The organism is Maribacter arcticus, assembly GCF_900167935.1.
Taxonomy (GTDB): domain Bacteria; phylum Bacteroidota; class Bacteroidia; order Flavobacteriales; family Flavobacteriaceae; genus Maribacter; species Maribacter arcticus.
The window spans coordinates 1-23,471 of record NZ_FUYL01000008.1; the positions used below are offsets into that span (position 1 = coordinate 1).

Annotated in this window: 24 protein-coding genes; 10 read left to right on the forward strand and 14 right to left on the reverse strand. The window is 33.9% G+C overall.

Annotation, left to right across the window (positions count from 1 at the left end; genetic code table 11):
* Positions 1–174: 174 nt before the first annotated feature.
* Positions 175–969 carry a hypothetical protein gene (locus tag B5X55_RS12615; RefSeq protein ID WP_079512998.1) on the reverse strand — a complete coding sequence of 265 codons (795 nt, stop codon included), beginning with the start codon at positions 967–969 and terminating at the stop codon, positions 175–177.
* 161 nt (positions 970–1,130) lie between these two features.
* On the opposite strand from B5X55_RS12615, the gene B5X55_RS12620 reads away from it, so the two are divergent.
* The gene (locus tag B5X55_RS12620) at positions 1,131–1,760 is read left to right on the forward strand and encodes a GntR family transcriptional regulator (RefSeq protein ID WP_079512999.1); all 630 of its coding nucleotides are present in this window, start codon (positions 1,131–1,133) and stop codon (positions 1,758–1,760) included.
* An 8-nt stretch (positions 1,761–1,768) separates the two neighbouring features.
* On the opposite strand, the gene B5X55_RS12625 is transcribed toward B5X55_RS12620, so the two are convergent.
* Together B5X55_RS12625 and B5X55_RS12630 are read right to left on the reverse strand one after the other, a co-directional pair.
* Positions 1,769–2,368: a hypothetical protein gene (locus B5X55_RS12625; protein WP_079513000.1), complete on the reverse strand. Its 600-nt coding sequence runs from the start codon at positions 2,366–2,368 to the stop codon at positions 1,769–1,771.
* 3 nt (positions 2,369–2,371) lie between these two features.
* Positions 2,372–2,860: an RNA polymerase sigma factor gene (locus B5X55_RS12630; protein WP_079513001.1), complete on the reverse strand. Its 489-nt coding sequence runs from the start codon at positions 2,858–2,860 to the stop codon at positions 2,372–2,374.
* Between the two features lie 143 nt (positions 2,861–3,003).
* Here B5X55_RS12630 and B5X55_RS18880 point away from each other — a divergent pair, with 143 nt between their 5' ends.
* On the forward strand, positions 3,004–3,150 hold the full coding sequence (locus tag B5X55_RS18880) for a hypothetical protein (protein ID WP_200811612.1): 147 nt from the start codon (positions 3,004–3,006) through the stop codon (positions 3,148–3,150).
* Between the two features lie 2 nt (positions 3,151–3,152).
* Here the strand turns inward: B5X55_RS18880 and B5X55_RS12635 are convergent, their stop codons facing one another.
* Together B5X55_RS12635 and B5X55_RS12640 are read right to left on the reverse strand one after the other, a co-directional pair.
* Positions 3,153–4,235 (reverse strand): amidohydrolase family protein, encoded by a 1,083-nt coding sequence (locus tag B5X55_RS12635; protein ID WP_143814494.1) that lies wholly within the window; start codon positions 4,233–4,235, stop codon positions 3,153–3,155.
* A gap of 13 nt (positions 4,236–4,248) precedes the next feature.
* A complete protein-coding gene (locus B5X55_RS12640) occupies positions 4,249–4,875 on the reverse strand; it encodes a nucleotidyltransferase family protein (protein WP_143814495.1) in 627 nt (208 codons plus the stop codon).
* A gap of 220 nt (positions 4,876–5,095) precedes the next feature.
* On the opposite strand from B5X55_RS12640, the gene B5X55_RS12645 reads away from it, so the two are divergent.
* Both B5X55_RS12645 and B5X55_RS12650 read left to right on the forward strand, forming a co-directional pair.
* The gene (locus B5X55_RS12645; protein WP_200811613.1) at positions 5,096–6,187 is read left to right on the forward strand and encodes a vWA domain-containing protein; all 1,092 of its coding nucleotides are present in this window, start codon (positions 5,096–5,098) and stop codon (positions 6,185–6,187) included.
* 206 nt (positions 6,188–6,393) lie between these two features.
* Positions 6,394–7,224 carry an OmpA/MotB family protein gene (locus tag B5X55_RS12650; protein WP_079513004.1) on the forward strand — a complete coding sequence of 277 codons (831 nt, stop codon included), beginning with the start codon at positions 6,394–6,396 and terminating at the stop codon, positions 7,222–7,224.
* A 71-nt stretch (positions 7,225–7,295) separates the two neighbouring features.
* On the opposite strand, the gene B5X55_RS12655 is transcribed toward B5X55_RS12650, so the two are convergent.
* Genes B5X55_RS12655 through B5X55_RS12670 form a run of 4 tightly spaced genes read right to left on the reverse strand, consistent with a single transcriptional unit; the run spans position 7,296 to position 11,393 of the window.
* Entirely contained in the window at positions 7,296–8,759 is a 1,464-nt protein-coding gene (locus tag B5X55_RS12655; RefSeq protein WP_079513005.1) for a M14 family metallopeptidase, read from the reverse strand.
* A 24-nt stretch (positions 8,760–8,783) separates the two neighbouring features.
* Positions 8,784–9,455 carry an N-acetylmuramoyl-L-alanine amidase gene (locus B5X55_RS12660; RefSeq protein ID WP_079513006.1) on the reverse strand — a complete coding sequence of 224 codons (672 nt, stop codon included), beginning with the start codon at positions 9,453–9,455 and terminating at the stop codon, positions 8,784–8,786.
* Positions 9,456–9,465: 10 nt separating this feature from the next.
* Entirely contained in the window at positions 9,466–9,876 is a 411-nt protein-coding gene (locus B5X55_RS12665; protein ID WP_200811614.1) for a 3D domain-containing protein, read from the reverse strand.
* A gap of 5 nt (positions 9,877–9,881) precedes the next feature.
* Entirely contained in the window at positions 9,882–11,393 is a 1,512-nt protein-coding gene (locus tag B5X55_RS12670; protein WP_079513007.1) for an FG-GAP-like repeat-containing protein, read from the reverse strand.
* A 105-nt stretch (positions 11,394–11,498) separates the two neighbouring features.
* Between B5X55_RS12670 and B5X55_RS12675 the strand changes: the two genes are divergently transcribed.
* Both B5X55_RS12675 and B5X55_RS12680 read left to right on the forward strand, forming a co-directional pair.
* Positions 11,499–11,900: a DUF2452 domain-containing protein gene (locus B5X55_RS12675; RefSeq protein WP_079513008.1), complete on the forward strand. Its 402-nt coding sequence runs from the start codon at positions 11,499–11,501 to the stop codon at positions 11,898–11,900.
* Positions 11,901–11,985: 85 nt separating this feature from the next.
* Positions 11,986–13,320 carry a serine hydrolase domain-containing protein gene (locus B5X55_RS12680; RefSeq protein ID WP_079513009.1) on the forward strand — a complete coding sequence of 445 codons (1,335 nt, stop codon included), beginning with the start codon at positions 11,986–11,988 and terminating at the stop codon, positions 13,318–13,320.
* 335 nt (positions 13,321–13,655) lie between these two features.
* Here B5X55_RS12680 and B5X55_RS12685 read toward each other — a convergent pair whose 3' ends face one another.
* The gene (locus B5X55_RS12685; RefSeq protein WP_079513208.1) at positions 13,656–14,498 is read right to left on the reverse strand and encodes a 1,4-dihydroxy-2-naphthoyl-CoA synthase; all 843 of its coding nucleotides are present in this window, start codon (positions 14,496–14,498) and stop codon (positions 13,656–13,658) included.
* 186 nt (positions 14,499–14,684) lie between these two features.
* Between B5X55_RS12685 and B5X55_RS12690 the strand changes: the two genes are divergently transcribed.
* The gene (locus B5X55_RS12690; protein WP_079513010.1) at positions 14,685–15,413 is read left to right on the forward strand and encodes a phosphatase PAP2 family protein; all 729 of its coding nucleotides are present in this window, start codon (positions 14,685–14,687) and stop codon (positions 15,411–15,413) included.
* 115 nt (positions 15,414–15,528) lie between these two features.
* Positions 15,529–16,290, forward strand: coding sequence for an SDR family oxidoreductase (locus tag B5X55_RS12695; protein WP_079513011.1), 762 nt, complete (start codon positions 15,529–15,531; stop codon positions 16,288–16,290).
* A gap of 315 nt (positions 16,291–16,605) precedes the next feature.
* On the opposite strand, the gene B5X55_RS12700 is transcribed toward B5X55_RS12695, so the two are convergent.
* The 3 genes from B5X55_RS12700 to B5X55_RS12710 all read right to left on the reverse strand — a co-directional run bounded on the left by B5X55_RS12700 (position 16,606) and on the right by B5X55_RS12710 (position 19,271).
* A complete protein-coding gene (locus B5X55_RS12700; RefSeq protein ID WP_079513012.1) occupies positions 16,606–18,441 on the reverse strand; it encodes an adenylate/guanylate cyclase domain-containing protein in 1,836 nt (611 codons plus the stop codon).
* A 9-nt stretch (positions 18,442–18,450) separates the two neighbouring features.
* Entirely contained in the window at positions 18,451–18,891 is a 441-nt protein-coding gene (locus B5X55_RS12705; RefSeq protein WP_079513013.1) for a hypothetical protein, read from the reverse strand.
* 113 nt (positions 18,892–19,004) lie between these two features.
* A complete protein-coding gene (locus B5X55_RS12710; protein WP_079513014.1) occupies positions 19,005–19,271 on the reverse strand; it encodes an adenylate/guanylate cyclase domain-containing protein in 267 nt (88 codons plus the stop codon).
* A gap of 298 nt (positions 19,272–19,569) precedes the next feature.
* Here B5X55_RS12710 and B5X55_RS12715 point away from each other — a divergent pair, with 298 nt between their 5' ends.
* Positions 19,570–20,811 (forward strand): NADH:flavin oxidoreductase/NADH oxidase family protein, encoded by a 1,242-nt coding sequence (locus B5X55_RS12715; RefSeq protein WP_079513015.1) that lies wholly within the window; start codon positions 19,570–19,572, stop codon positions 20,809–20,811.
* Between the two features lie 249 nt (positions 20,812–21,060).
* Positions 21,061–21,879, forward strand: coding sequence for an ExbD/TolR family protein (locus tag B5X55_RS12720; protein WP_159447546.1), 819 nt, complete (start codon positions 21,061–21,063; stop codon positions 21,877–21,879).
* 212 nt (positions 21,880–22,091) lie between these two features.
* Here the strand turns inward: B5X55_RS12720 and B5X55_RS12725 are convergent, their stop codons facing one another.
* Positions 22,092–23,330 (reverse strand): glycosyltransferase, encoded by a 1,239-nt coding sequence (locus B5X55_RS12725; RefSeq protein WP_234999732.1) that lies wholly within the window; start codon positions 23,328–23,330, stop codon positions 22,092–22,094.
* Positions 23,331–23,471: the final 141 nt, after the last annotated feature.

The window sequence follows — 23,471 nt, forward strand, 5'->3', positions numbered from 1 at the left end:
ATACACCGACAGAGACAAGAAGAAATTCATTCTTTTCAAGTTTTAAAAATAGTAAGCGAGTACAATGGGCATCCTCTAGAAACCATACCCATTAATATGGGAATTAAAAAAGGATAAGATTGATGAAATCTTACCCTTTTTTATTTATGCTTTAATCTAAAAAATTATTATTATTTAATCTCTAAGGCTTATTTCTTCTACTTTTCCATTAGGATAAATTACTGTAGCTATATCATCACAAGTGCCATCTCCAAAATCAACAATTATAGATAGGCCATTTTTTGCGACGGTCATAGAACCAACATTTAAATAGCTACAAGCGAAATTACCTTCCAATACTGAGTTCACTGCTACAGTATAAGTACTTCCATCAATATCTACTACCCAATCACCATCAATACTAAAAGTAGTAGTCTCAAGAGAATCGCCGAAGGTTAGCGTAAAGCTTTTTGTTCCATTCTCAGATATAGTTGACCCCTCTTCCATAGTTAGTGTCAAATTACTTGTTGTTTCGAATGAAATTGAGCTATTATTAGAATTGGCTGTTACCACATAAGATTTGGTACCATTAATTTTTATACTACCAACATAAAAATCAGTATACATTGCTGTAAAGGAACTTGCCTCGCTTTCAAGATTATAGCTAACAGTTAAGGTGCCATTTACATTTTCTGTTCCATTCAAAACACAATTATTAAACGTTGCTGTATAACCTGAATCGGAATATATGGCACTATAACACTCATTACTAGAATTAAATTTACCAGTAGCACCGCTATTCATAAATAATTCATAAAGTGCTGTATCTACTACACCTGATACATCCTCAGTTTCTAAAATAGCGTGTAGCTCAGTTTGTGTTAATTCAACATCTTCATCTTTTTCTGCATCATTACTACAACTATATACTAAAAAAAGTCCTGTTGCCAGAAAACAAAGTTTTTTAAATGTGTGTGTTACAATTTTCATGGTGTTTTGTATTTGGGTTTAAAACGTACAAACGTTAAATAACCCCCTTTTAGTATTAAAAATATAAAGAATGGGGTGTATTTTTCGAGAACAAATGAGCTGGACAAATAATATTCTGATATTATTTGGGTTATATCGTATACGATATACTATATTAAAGTATGATTATAAAAATAAATCTTAGGGACCAAGTACGGGATTATCTATTATCTGAAATGATTACCGGGAAATTAAATACCGGTAAAACGATTAATTTGGCAGCTCTTTCAAGGGATTTAAATGTAAGTGTCACCCCTATTCGAGAAGCATTGACACAATTACAACAAGCACACATAATTAAGGCTGTACCCAATAGAGGTTTTATCATTGCTGAATTAGACGTGAAAGAAGCGGAGGATTTATATGGTTTGGTCGCTAATCTTGAAGTCATGGCCATTGAGAACTCTGAATTTAATGATGAAGACATCGTAAAACTTCGAAATCAACAGGAGGTCTTCGAAAATGCCCAAGATGCGATTTCAAGAATTCAGGCTGATTTAGAATTTCATAGATTACTAACCAAAGGCTATGAGAATGATTTGGCATTACAAATATTGAATGATTTAAAAACCCGTATTTTCTTTTACGAAAAAGCCTTTACAAATGATGATTCATTCTATAACAAATCAGACAATCAGCATGATTCAATAATTGCAGCTATTGCAGATGATAATGTACCTACAGCTTCCCTCCTATTAAAAATGAATTGGATGTTAATATTGAACTATATTCAAAAGAAACTGACCGAATAGCACTATCATTATACCAAATCCTTTAATAATTCTTCTGCCGACAGTGTCAATCTTTGATACCCTTTATATGCCCAAACGCAGAAAACAATGGTTATCAATATTGTAAGGGCTAAAAGAACTACTTGTTCTGTTTTTAAGCCTATCTCAAAAATATTTTTATTTGAACTAATTTTTGAAAATACAGGTACAATAAAGAACATACCTAATATACCAACCCCCATACCAATTTGTTGAAGTCTTAAAAGCCTATTTTTTGCTTTTACGTAATGGCTCAGATTGGCTTTATAAGAATTTTTCGATATATCTAATGTCTTTATTTCTTTCAATGCTTTTAAAACTAAAATGGGCAATACAATAAGGTAGCTTAAGGAAAAGATACCGCAAGCTTTTAAATACCACGTGTCTAATTTCCCAAACTTTACTATTAAAAGTAGGGCAATACAAAAACAAATAAATGCACCAACAGTTTCGTAAGTAGTTACATTCCTAAATTTGTTTTGATATTTTTCTTGGGTCATATTCAATATTATATCATTCGTTAATTTCTTTTGCTGGTTCAAATCTTTACTCATTTGTAACCATGCAGCTTGTAATTCTTCTATTTCCATGTTTTAAGAATTAGTCATGTTAGTTTTTAATTTCTTTTTTATTCTTGAAATACGTGTTCCTACATTACTAGCTTGTAATCCTGTTATTTGGGCAATTTCATTATAATTTTTTCCTTCTAGTACCAGAAAAATCAATCCTTTGTCTAAGGTGTTTAAATGCTGTAAATGTTTATAAAGAAGCCGCAGACGTTCTTCATAAACTTCATCTTTAGCATCGCTTTGTTTTATTAGTACCTCTGCAATGGGCTGTACATCAGGTCTTCTCTTTTTCTTTTTCAAGTGGGTTATTGCTGTATTCATCGCCACACGATACATCCAAGTAGTGATTTTTGAATCTTGCCGAAAAGAATCGAAGTATTTCCAGAGTTGATAGACCACTTCTTGAAATAAGTCTTCTTGATCCAGCTTGCTATCAGTATAAACAGAAGTTACTTTGTACAACAGTGCTTGGTGTTCACGAATTAAATCAGTAAAGACTGTTTCTTTTGACATATATAATCTACTCGTTTATCCATTAGTATAAGTCTATTCAATTTTGTCACACTTTTGGCTAATACTTTTTAACTTACAGCAAATAAAACATAACTAGTACAACATGAAGTATTTATATTCGTTTGATTAAAAAATATTTTAATATGCAATTTTTAAATAAAGAGATTGAGGCATTGACTAAAAGAAAAAATACCCCAGCACTTGCTAAAAAACAAGTATCATGCGGTATTTTTCAAGATATTAAAGATATTCCGGTCGTTGAGGAACATGTTGTACTTAGAACAGTATAGTTCTAGCTTTTAAAGAGCGACGTATCTAAACCAGGTATAAGTTTCAAAGCATTTTGATAATATAATTTTTTCAACACGTCGTCAGGCAGATTTAGTCCGTACATAGACCAAAATGCATGATATTTTTTATAGTAAGGAAAATACTCATCATTACTTTCTAAAACTCTAAAATAGGTAGGAAACTCTTCTGGTTTCCAACTATCCTTTCCAAAAAGTACTCTATCTTGATATTTAATAAAGAAAGCCCTAGCATTCTGAGGTTGTCTACCCAATTCTGCTATAACTGCAGATATACCTACATTCATATTAGGCATTTCATCTAATAACTCCCCTAGTTTTTTAAGGTTATTTGCGTGCCATCCCATATGAGCATTTATGAATTTTGTATTAGGATGCTTTTTAAAAACATTGTGCTGCTCTTGTATAATCTGTTCAAATGGTGCTGGGTCTGTAGCAGATCGTTTTCTACGTGGGTGGGTCTTTAGCTCTAACCAACGCTCATTATCAGAATTCATATCATCCCAAAAAGATTTAGGGTCGGCTGCATGAATTAATACTGGCACGCCCATTTCAGCACATTTTGCCCATATAGGGTCTAATCTCGGGTCGTCGATAGCTAATCGTTTTCCATCCGAATCCTTATTTCTAAGGCCTAGACTTTTATAAATCTTTAATCCCTTTGCTCCATTTTTTATATCATCTTCTAATTGCGCAGCAGCTTTTTCACCCCATTCTACATCTTTAGCACCTTCAAAATCTACATTGGCAAACACTGCAAATCTATTTGGATAACTTTTATTTATGTTGCTTATTTTTTCTTTTATACTTTCTCCTGAACCACCACTTAAGTTGACCATTATGGCCTCGTTCATAACATCCATATCAGCAACCAAACCATTTAGGGCTTCGACCGACATATCTCTTTGGTGACTATGAACATCTATAAAAGGAAACTTCGCTTTAGTTATTTCTTTGCCAGGTACTACTAGTGTAGAAGTAGGATTATATTCTTCAAAACCCATTTCTTGTGCCAATACAGGCGTTGCAGTAAAAATTATAAGTACCATCATTATTAGTAACGCCATGTTTTTTGTCATATCAGTTTTCATTTTGGAAGTTGGTTTCTTGAATTAATTGATTGTATTCTAGTTTTGTGTCTATATCTATTGATTGTAAGCCAGGGTCTAACTGAACCATCTCATCGTAACTGACGTTTAAAAGTTCTTTTGCACCTTGATCACCCTCTAACAGTACTAACTTAGGATAAAGTAATTTCGGGAACAATGCTGGTACTCCAAGCCTATTCTTATAGTTAGTAGCAATAATTTTAGATGAATCCTTTTTGAAATTACTAATTAGTGAATCTAAATAAGTTGTACTCAACAAAGGTTGATCAGCAAGACAGATTAAAATACCATCTGGTAAAGAACTGCTTTCTATCAGTTTTTTGACGCCAAAAGCGATACTATTTCCAAGGCCTAGCGACCAATTTGGGTTTAAGAAAACCGTTGTGTCTTTTTCTTGTAAGTTACACTCAGACATAATAGTTTCAGCGTTTGCACCAAGAACTACATAGACACTATCAGCATTACTTTCTTTAACAGTTCTAATGGTTTCTAATAGAAAGTTGGAATTTTTCCAGGGTAGTAATTGTTTGATGCCCTTCATACGTCTAGACGCTCCAGCTGCCATTATAAGCACCACTATATGTAGATTTTCGTTCAATGAGAGATGCTTTTACTTAAATTATTTAATATAATAGTCTCGGTTTGGGCCTACAAATAGTAATTACAATTATCATGTAAACCTACGGAAATATAACGCTTTTGGAAGTTTCAGCACCTGTGAAACATTTGCTTTAACAATCTTTAACATTTATTTTTTTAATCCCTATAATTTAAATAAACTTTGTCCGTTCTGCTAGTTGAACCTATAATTAATGTATATGATAAATTTTTTAAAGACCTTCAGTGTGTTTTTTGTACTGACGCTACTTGTTTCTTGTGGTAATGCAGATGATGATGTAAATCTAGATTTGAACATTGGTGACGGACTAGGAAAAGGTCAGGAAGTAGATGATTGCTTAGGCTTAGAACAAGGTGACCTAGTTTTATCTATACAAGAGCAGTTTACAACTTTACCCGGCAAAGTATCTGTATTCTTTAGAGTTTCTGATACAAGCGGAAATCCCGTACCAGGCTTAACCGCTAATCAATTTACTATTTACGAACAAGGAAGAAATGATGATTGTTTTAAGACAATTTCAACTTCAGAATCTTCGGCTCGTATTTCACCGAATTCGCAAATTTTTTCTAATAACACCCTATTAGTACTAGATTTAAGTAACAGTGTACTTAGTAGTAGCTTAGAAGAATTGAAGCTTGCATCTACCAGTTTTATTAATGCTGTAATGCCAAGCACCTCTCAAGAATCTGTTAAGATGGCTATTTACTGGTTCGATGGTGAAGATAATTTACATTTATTGAATGAATTGACCCCGTCGAAATCAGAATTAGTAGCAGCAATTGACGGTATTACTGATACTATTAGTAATGACCCATCTACCGATTTATATGGCGCAGTTATTAAGTCTACCGATATTGCTTCAGATTTAGTGAAAAAGTCAACAGCTGGCGGAAAAATTGGTGCTGCTTCAGTTGTAATCTTTACAGATGGTACAGATCAAGCTTCACGTTACACTGAAGATGCGGCCTTAAAGAAGGTAAAAGAAGCTAATGCAAATATTTCGTTCTTTAGTATCGGTTTAGGTGCTGAAATTGATACGCAAGTATTAACTGCAATAGGTAAAACAGCCAGTGTATTTGCTCAAAACAAAGATGAATTAGAAAGAACTTTTAGAGATATCTCTGAAAAAGTATCGGAAAGAGCAAACAGTTATTACTTATTCGAATACTGTAGTCCTAAACGTGATGGTAGTGGTGAAAACAACTTGGCTATCGAAGTGAATACAGGTTCTAGACAAGGTGCAGTACAAACCAAGTTTAATGCTAGTGGATTCACAGGTGGATGTGAATAACCAATTCACTTTTAAAATATAGAAAGAAGCGTTTTTACGCTTCTTTTTTTTTGCCTTACTATTTGGTAAATAACTAATTGATTATCATTTTGTTGTGAACTATAATCCTAATTCTTAGGCTCGTTGGTTAATATTTGAAACGTCCGTTTATCGATCTTTCCCGTATATAAAACCGATTACACTAATATTAATTTAAAAAGTATAAAATGAAAAGATTATCCTTAGTTACTTTATTATCAGTAGCAGTTCTTACTTCATGTGTTTCTAAAAAGAAATATGTAGCATTAGAAGATAACTTATCTCAAACACAGAGTTCACTTCAAAAGACACAAGTTGAAAAAGAAGAATTACAAGCTCAAATGACAAAAATTGAAGCTCGTGTTGAAGAATACAATTCTAAAATCAACTCATTAAAAGAAATGAACGATAGTCAGTTCACTAGCGTTGATGATGTTGCCGTAATGAGTAACAACACAAAAGCTAAAATGAGAAATACATTGAAGAATGTTGATCCAACTAAATTAGCCGGAGCTAAAACGTTGCAAGATTCAATGAATTTAGCTGTATCATACAAATTGAAGCAATCTATATCTGAAGAAGGTCAAGATATTGATGTAAGTATTGATAAAACGGTGGTTATGATTAATATTTCTGATGAATTATTATTCAATACAGCTAGCTACAATGTAAGCAGCAAGGCAAATAACATTTTGAAGAAATTATCTGAAGTTATCAAGTCTGAGCCAAGCATGGAAGTTATGGTAGAGGGTCATACAGATTCTAGAACTATCAACACACCTATGGTTACTGATAACTGGGATTTAAGTGTAAAGCGTGCAACTTCTATTGTTCGTAAATTACAGAAAGAATATGGTGTTGATCCTTCTCAATTAATTGCCTCAGGTAGAAGTAGTTATTTACCTTTAGTAGAGAACGACTCTAAAGAGAACATGGCAATGAACAGAAGAACAAAAATTATTATCCTACCGAACTTGGATAAATTCTTTGCACTTTTAGATGCAGAAGATAATTTATAAGAATCTCGATTCTAAAATTAAAAGGGGAAGCAAATGCTTCCCCTTTTTTATGCTCTATATTTTTATAGCTTTTACTTATAAATCATACCGTTTGGCACTTTAATGGATTCTGTTTTCAAATCCACCAAAAAGCCATTAATTACAGCATATTCAACCTTCCCATCCTTTTCTAAAAAGAACGTAGGGTTAAGTCCTGGTTCTAATTTAAACTCTGGTATTTTATATTTAGCTCCTATTAAATGAATAGGAAAGGGAGAGTTAATTACATTACCAGGTATGGTGGTCATTCTCACAAAGCCATAGCCTTGCTGTAATAAATCTTTAAAATTTAATGCTCCTACTTCTGCTAATGTATTTAACGTCTTCGGATACGCTCTAGCTTGTTTAATGGTATATGCCGAAGCATCTAAGATTTCATACCCATAATAGGTAGAAAGGTCACCTTGGTCTAGTATACGACTACTGTACCAAAATGTATTGTGTTCAGGATAGTCTACTTCAACTTGATTTATTCCTAAATCAATAGTGTAATTATTGCCCATTAACTTATAATTGGCACCTATAATCTTTAAATCAAATAATTTTCTGTCGTTCTCAGGAATCTTTTCATATTCGGCAATAGAAATAGTTTCGTAAGACTTTTTGGCGATGGTGTAGATTGCAGATAAAATAGACGTATAATTTAATTTCCTTATTTCTTGTTTTTCAATATCTTCAGGATATCCACCAGATTCAATAAGTATTGTGCTAGTGCCCCATTTTTGAATATTATCTCCGAATGCTCTTGGTTCGAAATCATCATTATATCGACCAACTTGACCTGGAGCATATTTCTGAAGAATATCATTCATAAATACTATGATTTTCATAGCATTACCTCGAGTTTCATTGATATCCTTTTCATAATTATAGGCAGGTGCTAAATACGATATCGTTGCCGGCTTTTCGGTACGTTCTGCGTTATAGTAGGTACTTTGATCATGTAGATTGAATCCGAAATCAGCATCGAGACTATCACGAACTCTTTTTAAGGTTTTAGACTCAGGTGATTGAAGTCGTAAAGCATCTCTATTGATGTCAATTCCTAATAAGTTTCTACGTTGAAATAGCTCTGCCCCATCAGGATTTAACATTGGAAGAACATGTACCGTTAAATTGGCTAAAATCGCCTCTTTTTCAACCTTAAAATCTGAACTATTAAAGAAATTTAGAATATCAAAAATAGCCTGTGTCGCTGTAGGCTCATCTCCATGCATTTGCGACCACAGAAATACATTTGTTCTTCCTGAACCAATACTAATCAAGCTTAAATCTTTTCCTCCTATAGATTTACCAACAGTGGCTACTTTATACTTTTCATTTGAAGCATATTTATCAATTAAAGGTTGTATATCAGCTCTCTTAATACGCCTTTTACCAATCGATGTTTCTTTATAATTCTCGTAGGTGTCATATAATTGTGATGTTAAATCTGTTGATTGACTCATTCCTATCATTGAGAATGAACATACTATAGCAAGCATTATTTGCTTCATGACTTATTCTGTTTTAGTTGTAATTTAATTTTCTGATGGATTTTTAGGTAATTCTTTAAAATCTAAATTATTTACGGCCTTTCTAACTTCTAACATAAAATCTGGTCCTGGATCTGTCTTTTTGGTACGGTAGCCAGCATCTTTCTCTAACCATAAAGGGTGATTTTCAAAAAGAGTATACTCGTAATGACCAATTAAATAATCAATATCATACTTATCCTTAAGATATCTTACCAACCAAATATTCGATTTCAATTGCGCCTTTGTTAATGGTAAATCGGCTGTACCGCCAACATTTTCAACACCAATGGCGCAGTGATTAAGACCAATAACATGACGTGCCATGGTAGTTTCAGGCAAAAGTCTATAAATGGTGCCGTCACGGTCAACTAAAAATTGAGAGGATACATTTAAACCACTAACATCTTTTATATCTGGCCTCCAATTTGGTAAAGAAACAGGATTGAATGCTTCGAAAGATTTTTCAAAAGTAGGTATGACCGTCCAATGCAAAACAATCATTTTAGGAACAATCTGAGGAGTATCTTGATCTAACCCATATCTATTTTCAAGATATTCTAAGGTTAATATTTTCCGCTCATCATTAAAAGTAATAGGATGTTCTATAATTGTTTTTGTAGTAGTACATGAAACAAATAGTATCGTTAACAAAAGATAATATGATATGATTCTCATTTATTAATGTTTATAAACTATCCTTTAAAATAGCGTATTCAATAGTCACTTTTCTTCTGCCCCATTCTTTTGCCTTTTTGACATTTTCTCCCATGTAGATATCAATTCTGTTTTTCCATCTAGAATGCATTTTATCCTTTACGAGATATACCCCCTCGAAAGTATCAATTTTGACCATGGTATTATAACCAAGGCCCTTGTTCAATAAATCTCTAGATACGGCAATCCATTTCAAACCTGGCTTTATCGAATCTCCCCAAGCTGTTATAGCTGGGTGTTCATAAGATGTTTGATAAGGAATTGAATTATAGGCGGTGGCAGTTACTTGTAATGAAACCCAATCATATTTTTCTTCTAAGCCTTTATCTTTACAGCAAATTACTGTAAAGCTTATGAATAGTATGATTATCCTTTTTATCATACCTACTAATGTAGTTTATTTTCTAAAATTAAAAGGTCTGTATAACTTTCACTCCATGCCTCTTCCAATTCTTTGGGTACAGGCGTAAATGAATATGTTAGTGCACTTAAAACAATATCCTCGTCTCCATCGCCATCAATATCTGCTGAATCTATTAAAAACCACCTAGCCATTTTAGTGTCTTCAAAATGTTCTGGGCTAAATGTATAATTCTTACTATCTAAATTTTCTAAATAAACAAAGTTATATTCAGGGTGATTTTCGTAATCAGGAAAAGTAGCCAAAAGAGCAAAATCCAAATCTCCGTCCTGGTCAAAATCTTTAGCGATTACCCGAGTTGCTCCATTTAATGGATAAAAATAAGTTTCTTTAAAGTTATTCTGGCCATCATTTAAATGAATACGCATTCCATGATAAGGCTTGCTTATATATGATTCATCTGCATTGTCACCATTAACTGTAATTATATCATCAAACCCATCACCATTATAATCTAGTAGTTCAAACCAACTTGAACCATATAACGGACTAAACCTAAGTACTTTTTCAACGGTAAATTCCAAATTTTCTTTTTGGTATAAAATATAGACAGCTTCATCACCTTGTGCGGCTAATACGACTAAATCATCTTTACCATCGGCATTCATATCTTTTGGTATAACCCTAAGTGTTCCAGGAATGTTCAAAATAGATTTTTCTTTATAAAAACCATAAGAATCTTTTTGGAGCAATGTCAACCTACCTTGTAAATTCCCAAATTCGCTTACAATTATCTCTTCAGTTCCATTTTTATCTAGATCTATATAAAGGGTGTGAACTGGTAGATGTAGAGAATCCATTATTGATGCAGAGGTATTATTATGCTTTAATATTATTTTTCCATATGGGATTTCCGAAGGCACCAATAAGCCCATACTTGTAACATAAATACTATCACCATCAATTTTGGCATCTGTAATTGCACGATTAAAATACCCTTTAAGTTTATTCTCTTTCGTTTTCAAATTAAAAGATGCTAGTTCCCCTTTTCTTGTCCCTGTTAAAATGGTATTGTTAGCAGTATCGATTTTTAAAAAGGTGTATATACTTCCAACAGCACTATCTAAAGAAATAGGACTACTTTTAAACTGAGATAAAGATGAACTTTTTATTCTAGTATTATTGTTGGCAATACTATCGGGAGCCAAATCAATAATATAATTTTTTAAAAGCTCCCAGTCATCTGCTTCAATAATAGGTTTACTAGGGAATATACCCGTTTTTATTATGGCCATCTGTTCAGGAAAAGATAGATCATGATAGGGGTGATTTTCCGCTGTTAAAATACCCATTCTAGCCGCCATGGCTGGGAGTACACTGTTTTTCCAAATATCTTTCGGTAAATCTTGTATATCAGGCGCTATATGACAACTAGCACAATAATTTTCATACAAAACAACTTCCCTTGGACGATTTTCAGTAGTACATGAAATAAATAGAAACAAAAAATAAATATAAAAAGCTGTTTTCAAATCCATCGAAATTATAATGATTTACTTATTGTGTAATAAGATTGGAAGATACCCATACCATTAAAACCTCGCAAGTGATAAATGAAGGCTTTTCTTTAAATTTGCATTGCTATGAAAAAAGAAAAAAAACCAGATAATGTTGTATTCAATGAAGAAACCCAAGAGTATCATGGGAAGCTTTCACCTTTTGCAACAGGAGTATCTGCACCAAAAATAACTCCGCCAGATGTTACTTCATGGAAAAACACACACATTGTAAGTGCAAACAACCAATTTAAAGCTGAATACGAAGCACTTCAAAAATCGTATAAAAATTTGATGGACAATTTTGAGTACAATAACTTAGTGTATAGTGCCAAATTTAGTTTTGAGCCTATTGTAGGCAAGGAATATCATTTGTACAAAGCTAAAGACGAAAGTACATTTCTGTCCTTGATTTTACCGCAAGAATGTAACTTTAACCATGTAGGCAGTTTTAGACTTACCGCAGATAAAACGTGGGAGAAATTATAGCTCATTACAGGTATTTAATTGACATAACCCGTTCTAAAAACGAATCTCATTACATTTAAAAAAATTAAAGAAAATCACATTACGAATGAGGAAAATTAAATTGTTTCTAGGTATTGCCTTGGTCGGTATTATTGCAGCCGCATATTTCAACTATCCGAAGTTAAATCTTATGTCTGGGTTTGCTTCTAAAAATATGGTATCTAGCGTATTTATTGCAGATAGAGACCCTGTAGATATTACCTTGAATGACAATGATATTCCATTAGTGAATCTGTCTGACTGTACAGTTTCTGAAGCAGATGAATCAGCTACGGCCACAGTATACGGATTCATGCCAAGAACGGCAGTGTACAAAGAAGGTGTAGGCGCTGTGCTTACCAATAAAGAGTTTGCCAAACATAATTTTGAACTAATTCCCAATAGGTTTGTAACAAAAGATAGTTTGCCTTTCCCATATGGTAACAACGGAGTTACGGACACCGTTTTAGAAAACGTAGATTATGATAAGTTAGAAGTCGCTTTCTCAAATGCCTTTAAAGATTCTGAGCAAAAAACTAGGACCCTTCTAGTAGTGCACAAAAATCAGATTATTGGTGAACGCTATTTACGTGGATTTTCAAAAGATACTAAAATACTTGGTTGGTCTATGACTAAAAGCATTTTATCTACCCTTTATGGTATTTTGGAATACCAAGGTAAAATGAAGATAGATTTTAAACCATTTTCAGAAGAAATACGGATGAAAAGCCCTAAACAGAATATAACTATAGACCATCTGCTACGCATGCAAAGCGGCTTAGCCTGGGATGAAAACTATTTTAAAATTTCTGATGTTACCCGTATGCTTTTCTTGGATTCTGACATGACCTTGGCACAACGAAATAAAGACGTCATTGCAGCTCCGACAGAAATTTGGAACTATTCTTCTGGTACTACCAATTTATTGTCGGGTATACTGCGAGAACAATTTAATGCCCATCAAGAATATTTAGATTTTCCTTATAAAACATTGATTGATAAAATAGGAATGCATTCCATGCTTTTAGAAACCGATTTAACGGGTAACTATATATTATCATCTTATGGATGGGCAACTACGCGAGATTGGGCAAAGTTTGGACTTTTATATTTAAACAAAGGAGACTGGAACGGAGAACGAATCTTTTCTGAATCTTGGGCAGACTATGTTTCAAAGCCTACACAAAACTCTGATGGAACCTATGGCGCACATTTTTGGTTAAATGCAGAAGGTAAATACCCAGATATTTCACATGAGCTATACTCCGCAAATGGTTTTCAAGGGCAACGGGTATTTATTATTCCGTCTAAAGAATTAGTAGTTGTTCGCACGGGATTAGAAGAACAGACCGACGAACAATTTAATACCCTATTGAAAGAAATAATCGCAGCTATTCGATAAAAGGGTTGAAATTTTAACCTTTTTTATACAATACCACACTTTTACACCTTTACACAACAGATTTCTCTTGTGTGGCAACATTAGTTTCTAAAAACTAAGGATCATTTCTATATTTACAGTGTTATAAAAAACGAATTAAAAAATTTTCATTTTCATATAGTGTTCTCGTAAAAGAGTCTGTTCTTCACTGATCGGACTCTTTTTAGTTTCGGTAAATTCCAGTTTCCAGTATACGGTTTTCAGTATTCAATTTTATTTAAAAAAAGCCAACAGCTAAAAGCAATTGGCTAAATACTAAATTAAGGCCACTGAGCGGAGGCGAACTGACAACCAAATTATGGTAACCAATTATCCTTACCAAAGTTTGGTTTACGTTTTTCAAGAAAAGCATTTCTACCCTCTTTGGCTTCTTCAGTCATATAAGCTAATCGCGTTGCCTCGCCAGCAAATACCTGCTGCCCTACCATGCCGTCATCTGTTAGGTTCATTGAGAACTTCAACATTTTAATTGAGATAGGCGATTTCTCTAAAACCTCTTGTGCCCACTGAAAGGCAGTATCCTCCAATTCATCATGTGGAATTACAGCATTAACCATTCCCATTTCGAAAGCATCTTGTGCTGAGTAGTTTCTTCCTAAAAAGAAAATTTCACGTGCTTTTTTCTGTCCTACCATTTTAGCCAAATACGCAGAACCATAACCACCATCAAAACTGGTAACATCTGCATCGGTCTGTTTAAAAATAGCGTGTTCTTTGCTGGCCAATGTCATATCACAAACTACATGAAGACTATGTCCGCCACCTACAGCCCATCCTGGTACTACGGCAATAACAACCTTAGGCATAAAACGTATCATACGTTGAACCTCTAAAATATTTAGTCTATGCTGACCATCTTGCCCAACATACCCTTTTTCTCCCCTAGCCTTTTGATCTCCGCCACTACAAAAAGACCATATTCCGTCTTTGGTAGAAGGGCCCTCTGCTGACAGCAACACAACTCCGATAGAAGTATCTTCTTGTGCATCATAAAATGCCTTTATCAATTCACTGGTTGTGTGAGGTCTAAATGCATTACGTACGTTTGGTCTGTTAAATGCAATACGCGCAACTCCATCGCATTTTTTATAGGTTATATCTTCAAATTCAATGGCTGTTTGCCAGTTAGGTGATTTCATAATTTCTAACGATTCAATTGTGGTATAAAGATAAGGGTTCAAAACTCAGCTTACCAAATATGCAGATTAATCAAGCAAAACATAAAACAAAATTCATTAACTCAAACGAGTTATTTATCCATGCATATGAAATAGTGTTTTCATCTAATTTCATATAAGTTTATGCCTTTAATTAGTATCCTTAGTATGAGACAAATTCTTTCTTTTTTTATAAAAACCATTCGCCAATTTTTGGCAGATAAATTAAATCAATACAACACTACATTACCTTATTTAATTACCATGATTATTGCTTTAGTTGTAGTTGTTGGAGGTATAAATTTGTTTATAGAACTTACGGAGACCCTAAAAACAGAGCTTTTGGCTAGTTATGATACGGCTATAACCGATCATATAATTTCGTATCGCTCACCTACGCTAACTTCTTATTTTAAATTTGTCACCAATGTTGGTGACACTTATGGTTATCTAATAGTATTAGCTTTATTTCTTATAGTTTCCCTATTCGTTACAAAACGTTGGAAATATGTTGCCCAAGCAACATTGGTACTCGCATTAGCAACAATTTCAAATATGATGTTAAAACGATTTATTGACCGTGCACGACCAGGTATTGAACACTTAGTTTCTGTTGAAACTCTTAGTTACCCTAGCGGACATGCTATGAGTGCAATGGCTTTCTACGGATTTTTAATATTTCTGGTCACTAAATTTAAGATTCAGAAGGTAGCTAAGTTTATACTCATTATTGTTTTGGTGATTTTGATTTTAAGTATTGGAATTAGTCGAATTTATTTAGGAGTACATTTTCCATCGGATGTTGCTGGCGGATTCATTGCCGGTTTCATATGGGTAGTTTTTTGTAAATTAATTTTCGACTTAATTGAACTTTTTAGGCGAGACTCACAAACCTAAAGTATCCTCCTTAATATTAATTTAATTATAACACAGCCCTGGGCTTAGGACTTAACGTTTTTAATACTTTAGTACTGCGTAAATTTTCTTAATAATTTTTAAAATAAAAATGAGTATGTCAACAAATAAAATTGCATTGGTAACTGGTGGTAGTCGCGGATTAGGAAGAAATATGGCACTACGAATTGCCGAAAAAGGATTAGACGTTATTTTGACTTACCACTCCAATAAAGAAGCCGCAAATGGTGTAGTTCAGGCTATAGAACAACTTGGCCAAAAAGCGGTAGCATTTCAATTAGATACTAGTGACACCAACGGTTTCGAAGTCTTTTTCAAAAAGGTTTCTGATTACCTTTCTAAAGCTTACAATAAAAACACATTTGACTATTTAATAAATAATGCTGGTACAGGAATCTATAAACCATTTTTAGAAACAACTGAAGATGATTTTGATGAAATGATGAACATTCATATTAAAGGTGTTTATTTTCTAAGTCAGCAGGCGGTTCCATTATTATCTGATGGTGGCGGAATCATCAATATTTCCTCTGGATTAGCGCGTTTTACATTGCCAGGTTCGTCAGCTTATGCTAGTATGAAAGGTGCTGTAGAGGTTTTTACTAAGTATCTGGCAAAAGAATTAAGCAATAGAAAAATAAGAGCCAATGTTGTTGCCCCTGGTGCGGTTGCAACCGATTTCGGTGGCGGTGAAAATAAAGAGAATGATAAAAAACGTGCTTTAATTAGTAAAAATACTGCCCTAGGTCGTGTTGGTGAACCCGAAGATATTGGTGGAATTGTAGCCTTTTTATGTACAGAAGACGCTCGCTGGATTAATGGTCAACGTATTGAGGCATCTGGTGGAATTATGTTATAACATTTCTAAACTTCAAGTTAGTGACGTCTTTCAATTGATATTAAACTGTTCTAAATTGTTATATTGGAAACTTGGAATCCTAATGATACACCAGTACTCCTCAGGTTAGTTATAGGTACCATGAAGATTATGTATAGACCATATATGTGTCTGGAATCAGAAAAATCAAATGGAGCGGAAATCGCCGCCATGGAACTGGTTTTATAAAAGCATTATCTTGTTTCAAAAGATGTATTCTGATGACTTTTTAATATAAATTATGTCTTTAAGAAATGAATTAAAAACACTTTAAAAATAAAGAACAACAGGCTTGTATCAAACTGGTGTTAATATCTCTTTTTTAATCCCGTTCACAAAGTACATCTTCACTTTACCCCTATTCTTGGCTTCTATTTCGCCCCGATATTCGCAATGAAAATCTGATTTTATAAGCTCATAAGTACTCTGGGAAATATTAATCTTCCCAGGTTCTGACATGGATTCCATGCGTGAGGCAACATTTACCGTATCACCCCAGATGTCATAAGCGAATTTTTTTGTACCGACCACCCCTGCTACAACCGGACCTGTATTAATGCCGATACGGATATCAAAATTCAAGTCACTGGCCTTGACATCCTGTTTTGTGTCATATACAAATTGTGCTATTTCGGTGGCGGCCAAGACCATCTTCTGTGGGTGGTTTTCTTCCGATCCATGTAGACCGCCTGCACACATATAGGCATCGCCGATAGTCTTTATTTTTTCCAGGCCATGTTTTTCTATAATGGCATCGAACTTAGAAAAGTAGAAGCCTACCGTTTCGACCAAAGCCTCAGGTGAGAGCATTTCCGAATAACTGGTAAAGCCCTTAAAGTCGGTAAACAAGACCGTAACCGCATCGTGTTTTTTAGCTTTCACCGTACCATGTTCCTTTAGTTCCCGAGCAGTTTCCTCGGGTAGAATATTGAGCAATAAATGATCCGAACGATCCCGTTCTTTCTCGATAATCGCTTTTGTTTTGCGAATGAATGCATTTCGTCGAAATAAACCAAAGGCCAATAAGCCAATTAAAAATAGTGATATGGCGGCCGCAATGGCGATAATTCTTTGGTTTTTCTCTCTTTGTTCCGCTAGATCTACCTCTATTTGTTTTTGTGAAACCTCATAATTGGTTCGCTGGTCGGCCATTTGCTTAACACTTTCAATATTAATGAGAGTATCCCTATATGCAATATGCTCTTTATAGTGTTTGTATGATGTTACCAGATCACCTATTGCTTCATATAAAGCAGAAAGTTTTAGATGAGCTTCACTTATTTGCTCCTTAAGGTCATAAATATTTGCCAAATCTAAACTTCTATGTGCATAACCAAATGCGGTTTCATGGTCGTTCTTTCTAAAATAAATATCGGACATGTAGGTGAGGTAGACCGAAATCGGGTAATAATCCTGTAATTCTTCAAGAATTACGATTGCCTCGTTTATATTCTTTTCTGCTAGAACATCATTTCCTCGTTCTGCATAAATCATCCCTAGGTTACCCATTCCATAAGCTTGACCAATTGGATAATTTATTTTTTCGAATATAATTCTTGCCTCTTCTGTATAATTAAGGGCCGAGTCTATTGCACCATTATTAAAATAATCATCACCGGCATTCAATAGTGCGGTGGCAATTTTAATGGAATCGTTTGATTTTCTTAGTAATTGAATCCCTTTATTGAAGTAGTTTTGTGCATTTTTAGAATTCCCCATGACAGTATATGTACCTGCGATTGAAATCATCAGGGAGCCTATTCCTATTTTATCCTTGTTGCGATTTGCAAAATTTAAACTTTTAAAATAAGACTGTAATGCCTCCGCATTGTCACCTTTAAATTTAAGTGCATTGCCTTTTTGTAGGTACCCATGATAGAGATAATGGTGTGACGAATCTCTTAAAGCTTTTGATATTAACAACTCGGAAAATGTAATTATTTGATCCGGATTTGTCTCTTCCTGTACTATCTTCGCTAGAATATCAAGTTCATTATCTCGATTAGTTCCGGATTTATATTCCGCGATTAGGCTATCTGCTAACTTCTGATTTTGACAAACAGCGAAATTTATGGTAAAACAAAAGAAGGCCATAAGTATATAGCCTTTCTCTTTAAGAGAAATCAAATTCATTGTTATATATTATCGCATTTTGAGTTGTGGATCAATGGAATAAACATGTTCCTGTCCACCTACAAATACAGAAAAATTAAGTGTATAAGAAGTTATAGAGCCAGAAGGTGGCTTATTCCCAGTAATAAAGGCATCTATGTGGGTGTCTCCAGAACCATTTTGTTTAGGTCTTTTTTGAATAGGTATCCCACCAGAAATATTGGTTATATCATTGATGAGAACATAATCCAATAGATCTACTGCCATATTCATAACAGCTCCTACCCAGGCAATTTGAGAATTTCCGCTGAGTTTAGTAGTAAATTCTGTTTTATCTGCTGGGTCTATATCCCCTTGATTGTCTGCAAGATAAACACAGCTAAGTACTTGCGGTTTTTGAGAATTAGAGTATTGAATAATATCTGTAGTATTGACATACAATACAATTAGCGCATCTGTTGTTGAAGGCATAACTTAAAATTTTATGGGTTAATACTAGTTTTTCTAATACATCAATCTAATTAAATTAAGGGCACTTGAATCAACACCTAGGACGAAGATGAACAATTATTGTCCGAAAGTATCTATATTATTACCGAAGCTATTTTCGGATTTATAGTTTTTACTCCATTTCCAAAATACATATTCAAGTTACCACGATTCTTGGCATAAATTTCACCGCGATATTCGCAAACAAATTCTGATTTTACAAAGTCATAGGTGCTTTGGGAGGTAATGATTTTTCCTGATTTCGACATATTTTCAATCCGAAAAGCTATTTTAACCCTATTACCCCAGATGTCATAGGCGATTTTTTTTTTACCTACTAACTTGGTTTTAAAAAATTCGATGGCGTTGAACCGAAAATTCCTTTTATCAAGTTATGCTAATAGTTTCCTGCTGAAAATGAAATAAGCGGTGAATTAAAATATGGTTCTACGTTAATAACTTCTTGCAAACTTCGTTGTACGTATTTGCTTTCACTTTTGGAAAAAACGAACTTCGTTATCATCTGCTAAAAGAATCTATTGCTTAGCTTGCCAAAGCATTAAAACTCCTCATAATTCACCATTAACCACAAGCTAATGGTGAATTAGATTTTACTATGCTAAATTGAATTTTATTTAAAACACTTTTATTGCTAATCTCATGAATGTATTACAAGAAGAAATGATTTTGCCAAATGGAGTACTACTAAGTAATAGGATTGCTAAATCAGCAATGAGTGAAAATTTATCAAACAAACATCATGAGCCAACACCTGTTTTAATAAATGCATACAAAGTCTGGTCTAAAAGTGGTGCAGGATTATTGATTACCGGAAACATTATGATTGATTCAAATGCTATTGGTGAGCCAAGAAATGTAGTAGTTGAAAATCGAAAAAATATAGAAACTCTAAAAGAATGGGCTGAAAGTGTAAAAGGTACCAACACGCAATTATGGGCTCAGATAAACCATCCTGGCAGACAAGCTATGGAACAAATTAATAGTAGTTTAAAAGCTCCTTCTGCTGTGCCTCTAAAAACTGGAGGTAGAAAAAATGCTACTAAAAAAGTACCTCAGCTTTTAAATGAAAATGAAATTTTAGAAATCATTGAAGCTTTTGCCCATACAGCCATTATATTAAAGGAAGCTGGCTTTTCAGGAGTACAGATTCATGGTGCACACGGCTATTTGGTTAGTCAATTTTTATCACCTTATACAAATAGTAGAGAAGATAAATGGGGAGGTACCTTAGAGAATAGATCTAGGTTTGTTGTTGAAGTGTATCGGAAAATTAGAGAACGCGTAGGAAGTGATTTTCCTATCGGAATTAAATTAAACTCTACAGACTTTCAAAAAGGCGGATTTTCAGAAGAAGAATCTATGGAAGTGGTCAAAATACTTTCAAAGGAAGGAATAGATTTAATAGAAATATCAGGAGGAACCTATGAAGCCCCTGCAATGATGGGAAAACGCAAAGAGAGCACCATAAAAAGAGAAGCTTATTTTATCGATTATATTGAAAAAGTGAGAAAAATAACAACAACTCCTTTAATGTTAACCGGGGGATTTCGTACTGTTTCGGTGATGCGAGATGCAGTTGCTTCTAATCAATTAGATATTATTGGTATTGCAAGACCTTTTGCCGTATTCCCTAATATAGCGAACGAAATATGTAACGAAAGTCGATTGAATTTTATAACAAACATAAAAAAGACAGGCGTAAAAGCAATTGATAGTGCAATGAATATCATTTGGTATGAAGCACAGATAAAACGAATAGGGCAAGGAAAAAAGCCTAACCCTAATTTAAGTGGGTGGTCTGTCTTTTTAAATTATGCTTGGCTAATACTAGAGCAAAAACTAATGCCTAAAACAAAAAAGCCGGTGAAGAACAAGGCATAAAATTAATAACTTAGTTTTAAGTTTAGCCAAAGGTCGTTGTAAGTTAATAACTTCTAACAAAAGACATTAGAAAGTACTTGACTGAAAATTTTGAAACAACGAACTTCGTTATCATCCGCTAAAAGGAATTGAAACTCCTCTTAGCTCGCCGTTAGGCAACATATGAAAACTATTATTCTTTTATTCATTTCGTCCGTATTCCTAGCTCTGTCTTGTTCTGCCCAAACTGAACGGATTGAAACTAAACTAATGGATTGTACTTTCCAATCTTACGCAGACGGTGGAGCGGAATTAAAAACCTTAATTTCAGATTATCAATCTCTTCTGATAAAAGAAGGAATATTACAGGACAATTCCGCTAGAAGTTATAGAAGTATACTTGAAAAAATATCTAAAAAAAGTGAAATTGAAAAAGAACCTTCTAAATTTTTCATTATTGAAATCAGGAATATCAATCAACCGGACTTAGAAAAAATTGAACGATGTCAGCTAAAAACATTTGCAGATTCAGCATCTTACAACTTATCAAAATTAAGACGATTTGAAAATATTTTTAGTCCTGATAATCCGAATAGTTCTCGAGTATCATCAGTAACAAAACAAATATTAGATGTTTTAACCCTAGAAGATTTCGAACTAGACTACTATAAGTTAAGAACATTTCTAATCTTCAGTTATATTGATACCGATGCTGGTTTAGATGAACAATTATCTGAAAATAGCATTGGTGACAATGAAAATATTGATTTAAAAAATGCTCTTAGAATAGAGATAGATGGCAATGATTTAGTCTATGTTGATAACAAAAAAGTGAATGAAGCAGGACTCAAGAAAAAAGTTAGATCATATGAAGAAAAAAATAAGTCAGAATCAATTATTCTTTTGAAAGCGGACAGAGAAACAAAGTATGGGACTTACATCAAAGTTCAAAATGCTATTGTTTACGAAATACAAAATTTGAGAGAGAATTTCTCAAAGAACAAGTACAACAAAAATTTAGACGAGCTATCCGACCAACAACTTTCTGAAATAAGCAAAATGTATCCTCAAAATTTAGTGGAAAAATAAATACGTTGCCTAACAATACCTATAGCAAATAGGGCGGTAAGTGGTAAATTTTATGGCTTGGGTTTATTTACCAAGTCCGCCAAATCTTTTGGATTTGGCTTTTAAAATGAAAAAGATAAAAACAAAACAAAAAGCTATGGCTAGCAGACCAGACGGAAACGAAAAGTTTCCTTACTTCCGCACTACGCTTAGCCGAACCGATAACGAACCAACTACCCCCTATTTTTTTCTTCAATCCATTTCCCCATGAACTTAGTAGCCGTAATGGTTTGGTGCTGTAATAAAGAACCTATAAAATTTTGTATACGGTGCTTGGGCAACTCCTTTTGAAGCTGTTCCAGTTTTTGCTCTAAAATATGGGCTAAACTAGTTTTAGTATACAAGGTATTAATCAGGGTTTTTCCTTGCTCTTGAGCTTCAGACCAAGTATCTTCAACAGTATATAGTCTAACTGCAGCTTCAACAAATGCAGTATGGTCATTTTCAATATAACCGTTCCAATCTAGAATACCGTGCATACCTTCTGCACCAATGGTTGTAGTAACACTAGGTGTTCCGTTTTGCATCGCAGATAATAATTTACCTTTAATACCGGCACCAAAACGTAAAGGTGCTAAACACACTTTCGCTGATTTCATGACCTCGTCAGCATCTTCTGCCCTGCCCTTTACTAAGAATCCCTCTTTTAGGTTATGCATTTCTAGTACTTGTTGAGGTAAATACGCTCCGTAAATATTCAATTTGGCTTCTGGTACTAGAGAATGAATTAAAGGCCAAATGGTAGTTTTTAACACCTTTATAGCATCTATATTGGGAGCATGTTTTCCGCCACCAATGAATATAAAATCGTTTCGGTTCTCAAATAGTTTCCAATTCGTTTCTTGGGTAATTTCATTTACCATAAAAGGAAGTAACAAAAGTAGACTTTTATCTATTTTTATAACTTCGGTCAATAAATCAAATTCAAAGCTAGAGATAATCAAAGAAAGGTCGCATCGATAAATACTAGCTATTTCCCGCTTGGTTTTATCATCTTGTAACCAAGCATCAGTTGTGAATTCAATCCCCTTTTTAAAACAATGTTCACGTACATGTCGAAGCGAATGTAAATCTTCGGTATCTAAAATTCGTATGGCATCAGAGGAGTGTTCTGCAACACGCCATCCAAATTGTTCTTCGGTCAAAAATCTATCGAACAGCACTACACTAGGATTCAAATCTTTTACAAACACATCAAAAGAACTATCGTTCATTTTAATATCCTCCATCTTATATCCTAAGGAATGAAAATCAAAAGAAAACTCCGATTTAGACGCTGCAGAAGCAATGGTAATAGAATATCCTTGCTTTTGAAATACATCTAATAACTGCAGCATACGTACACCAGCAGCCGTGGAGGCAGGTTCTGGCCACACAAGAGCTATTACGAGGAGAGTTTTGTTGTCAGTCAACGAGATGGTTGTTTGTATTTAGTACAAAGTACGGGAAACAATTTTCAGTTAGCAATTAACAATAAGCAATTATCATGTTTCCGAGAGCGGTTCGTAGATTTAATATTGAACGTCTTTGCAAGAAGTTTTTTACGACTAAGC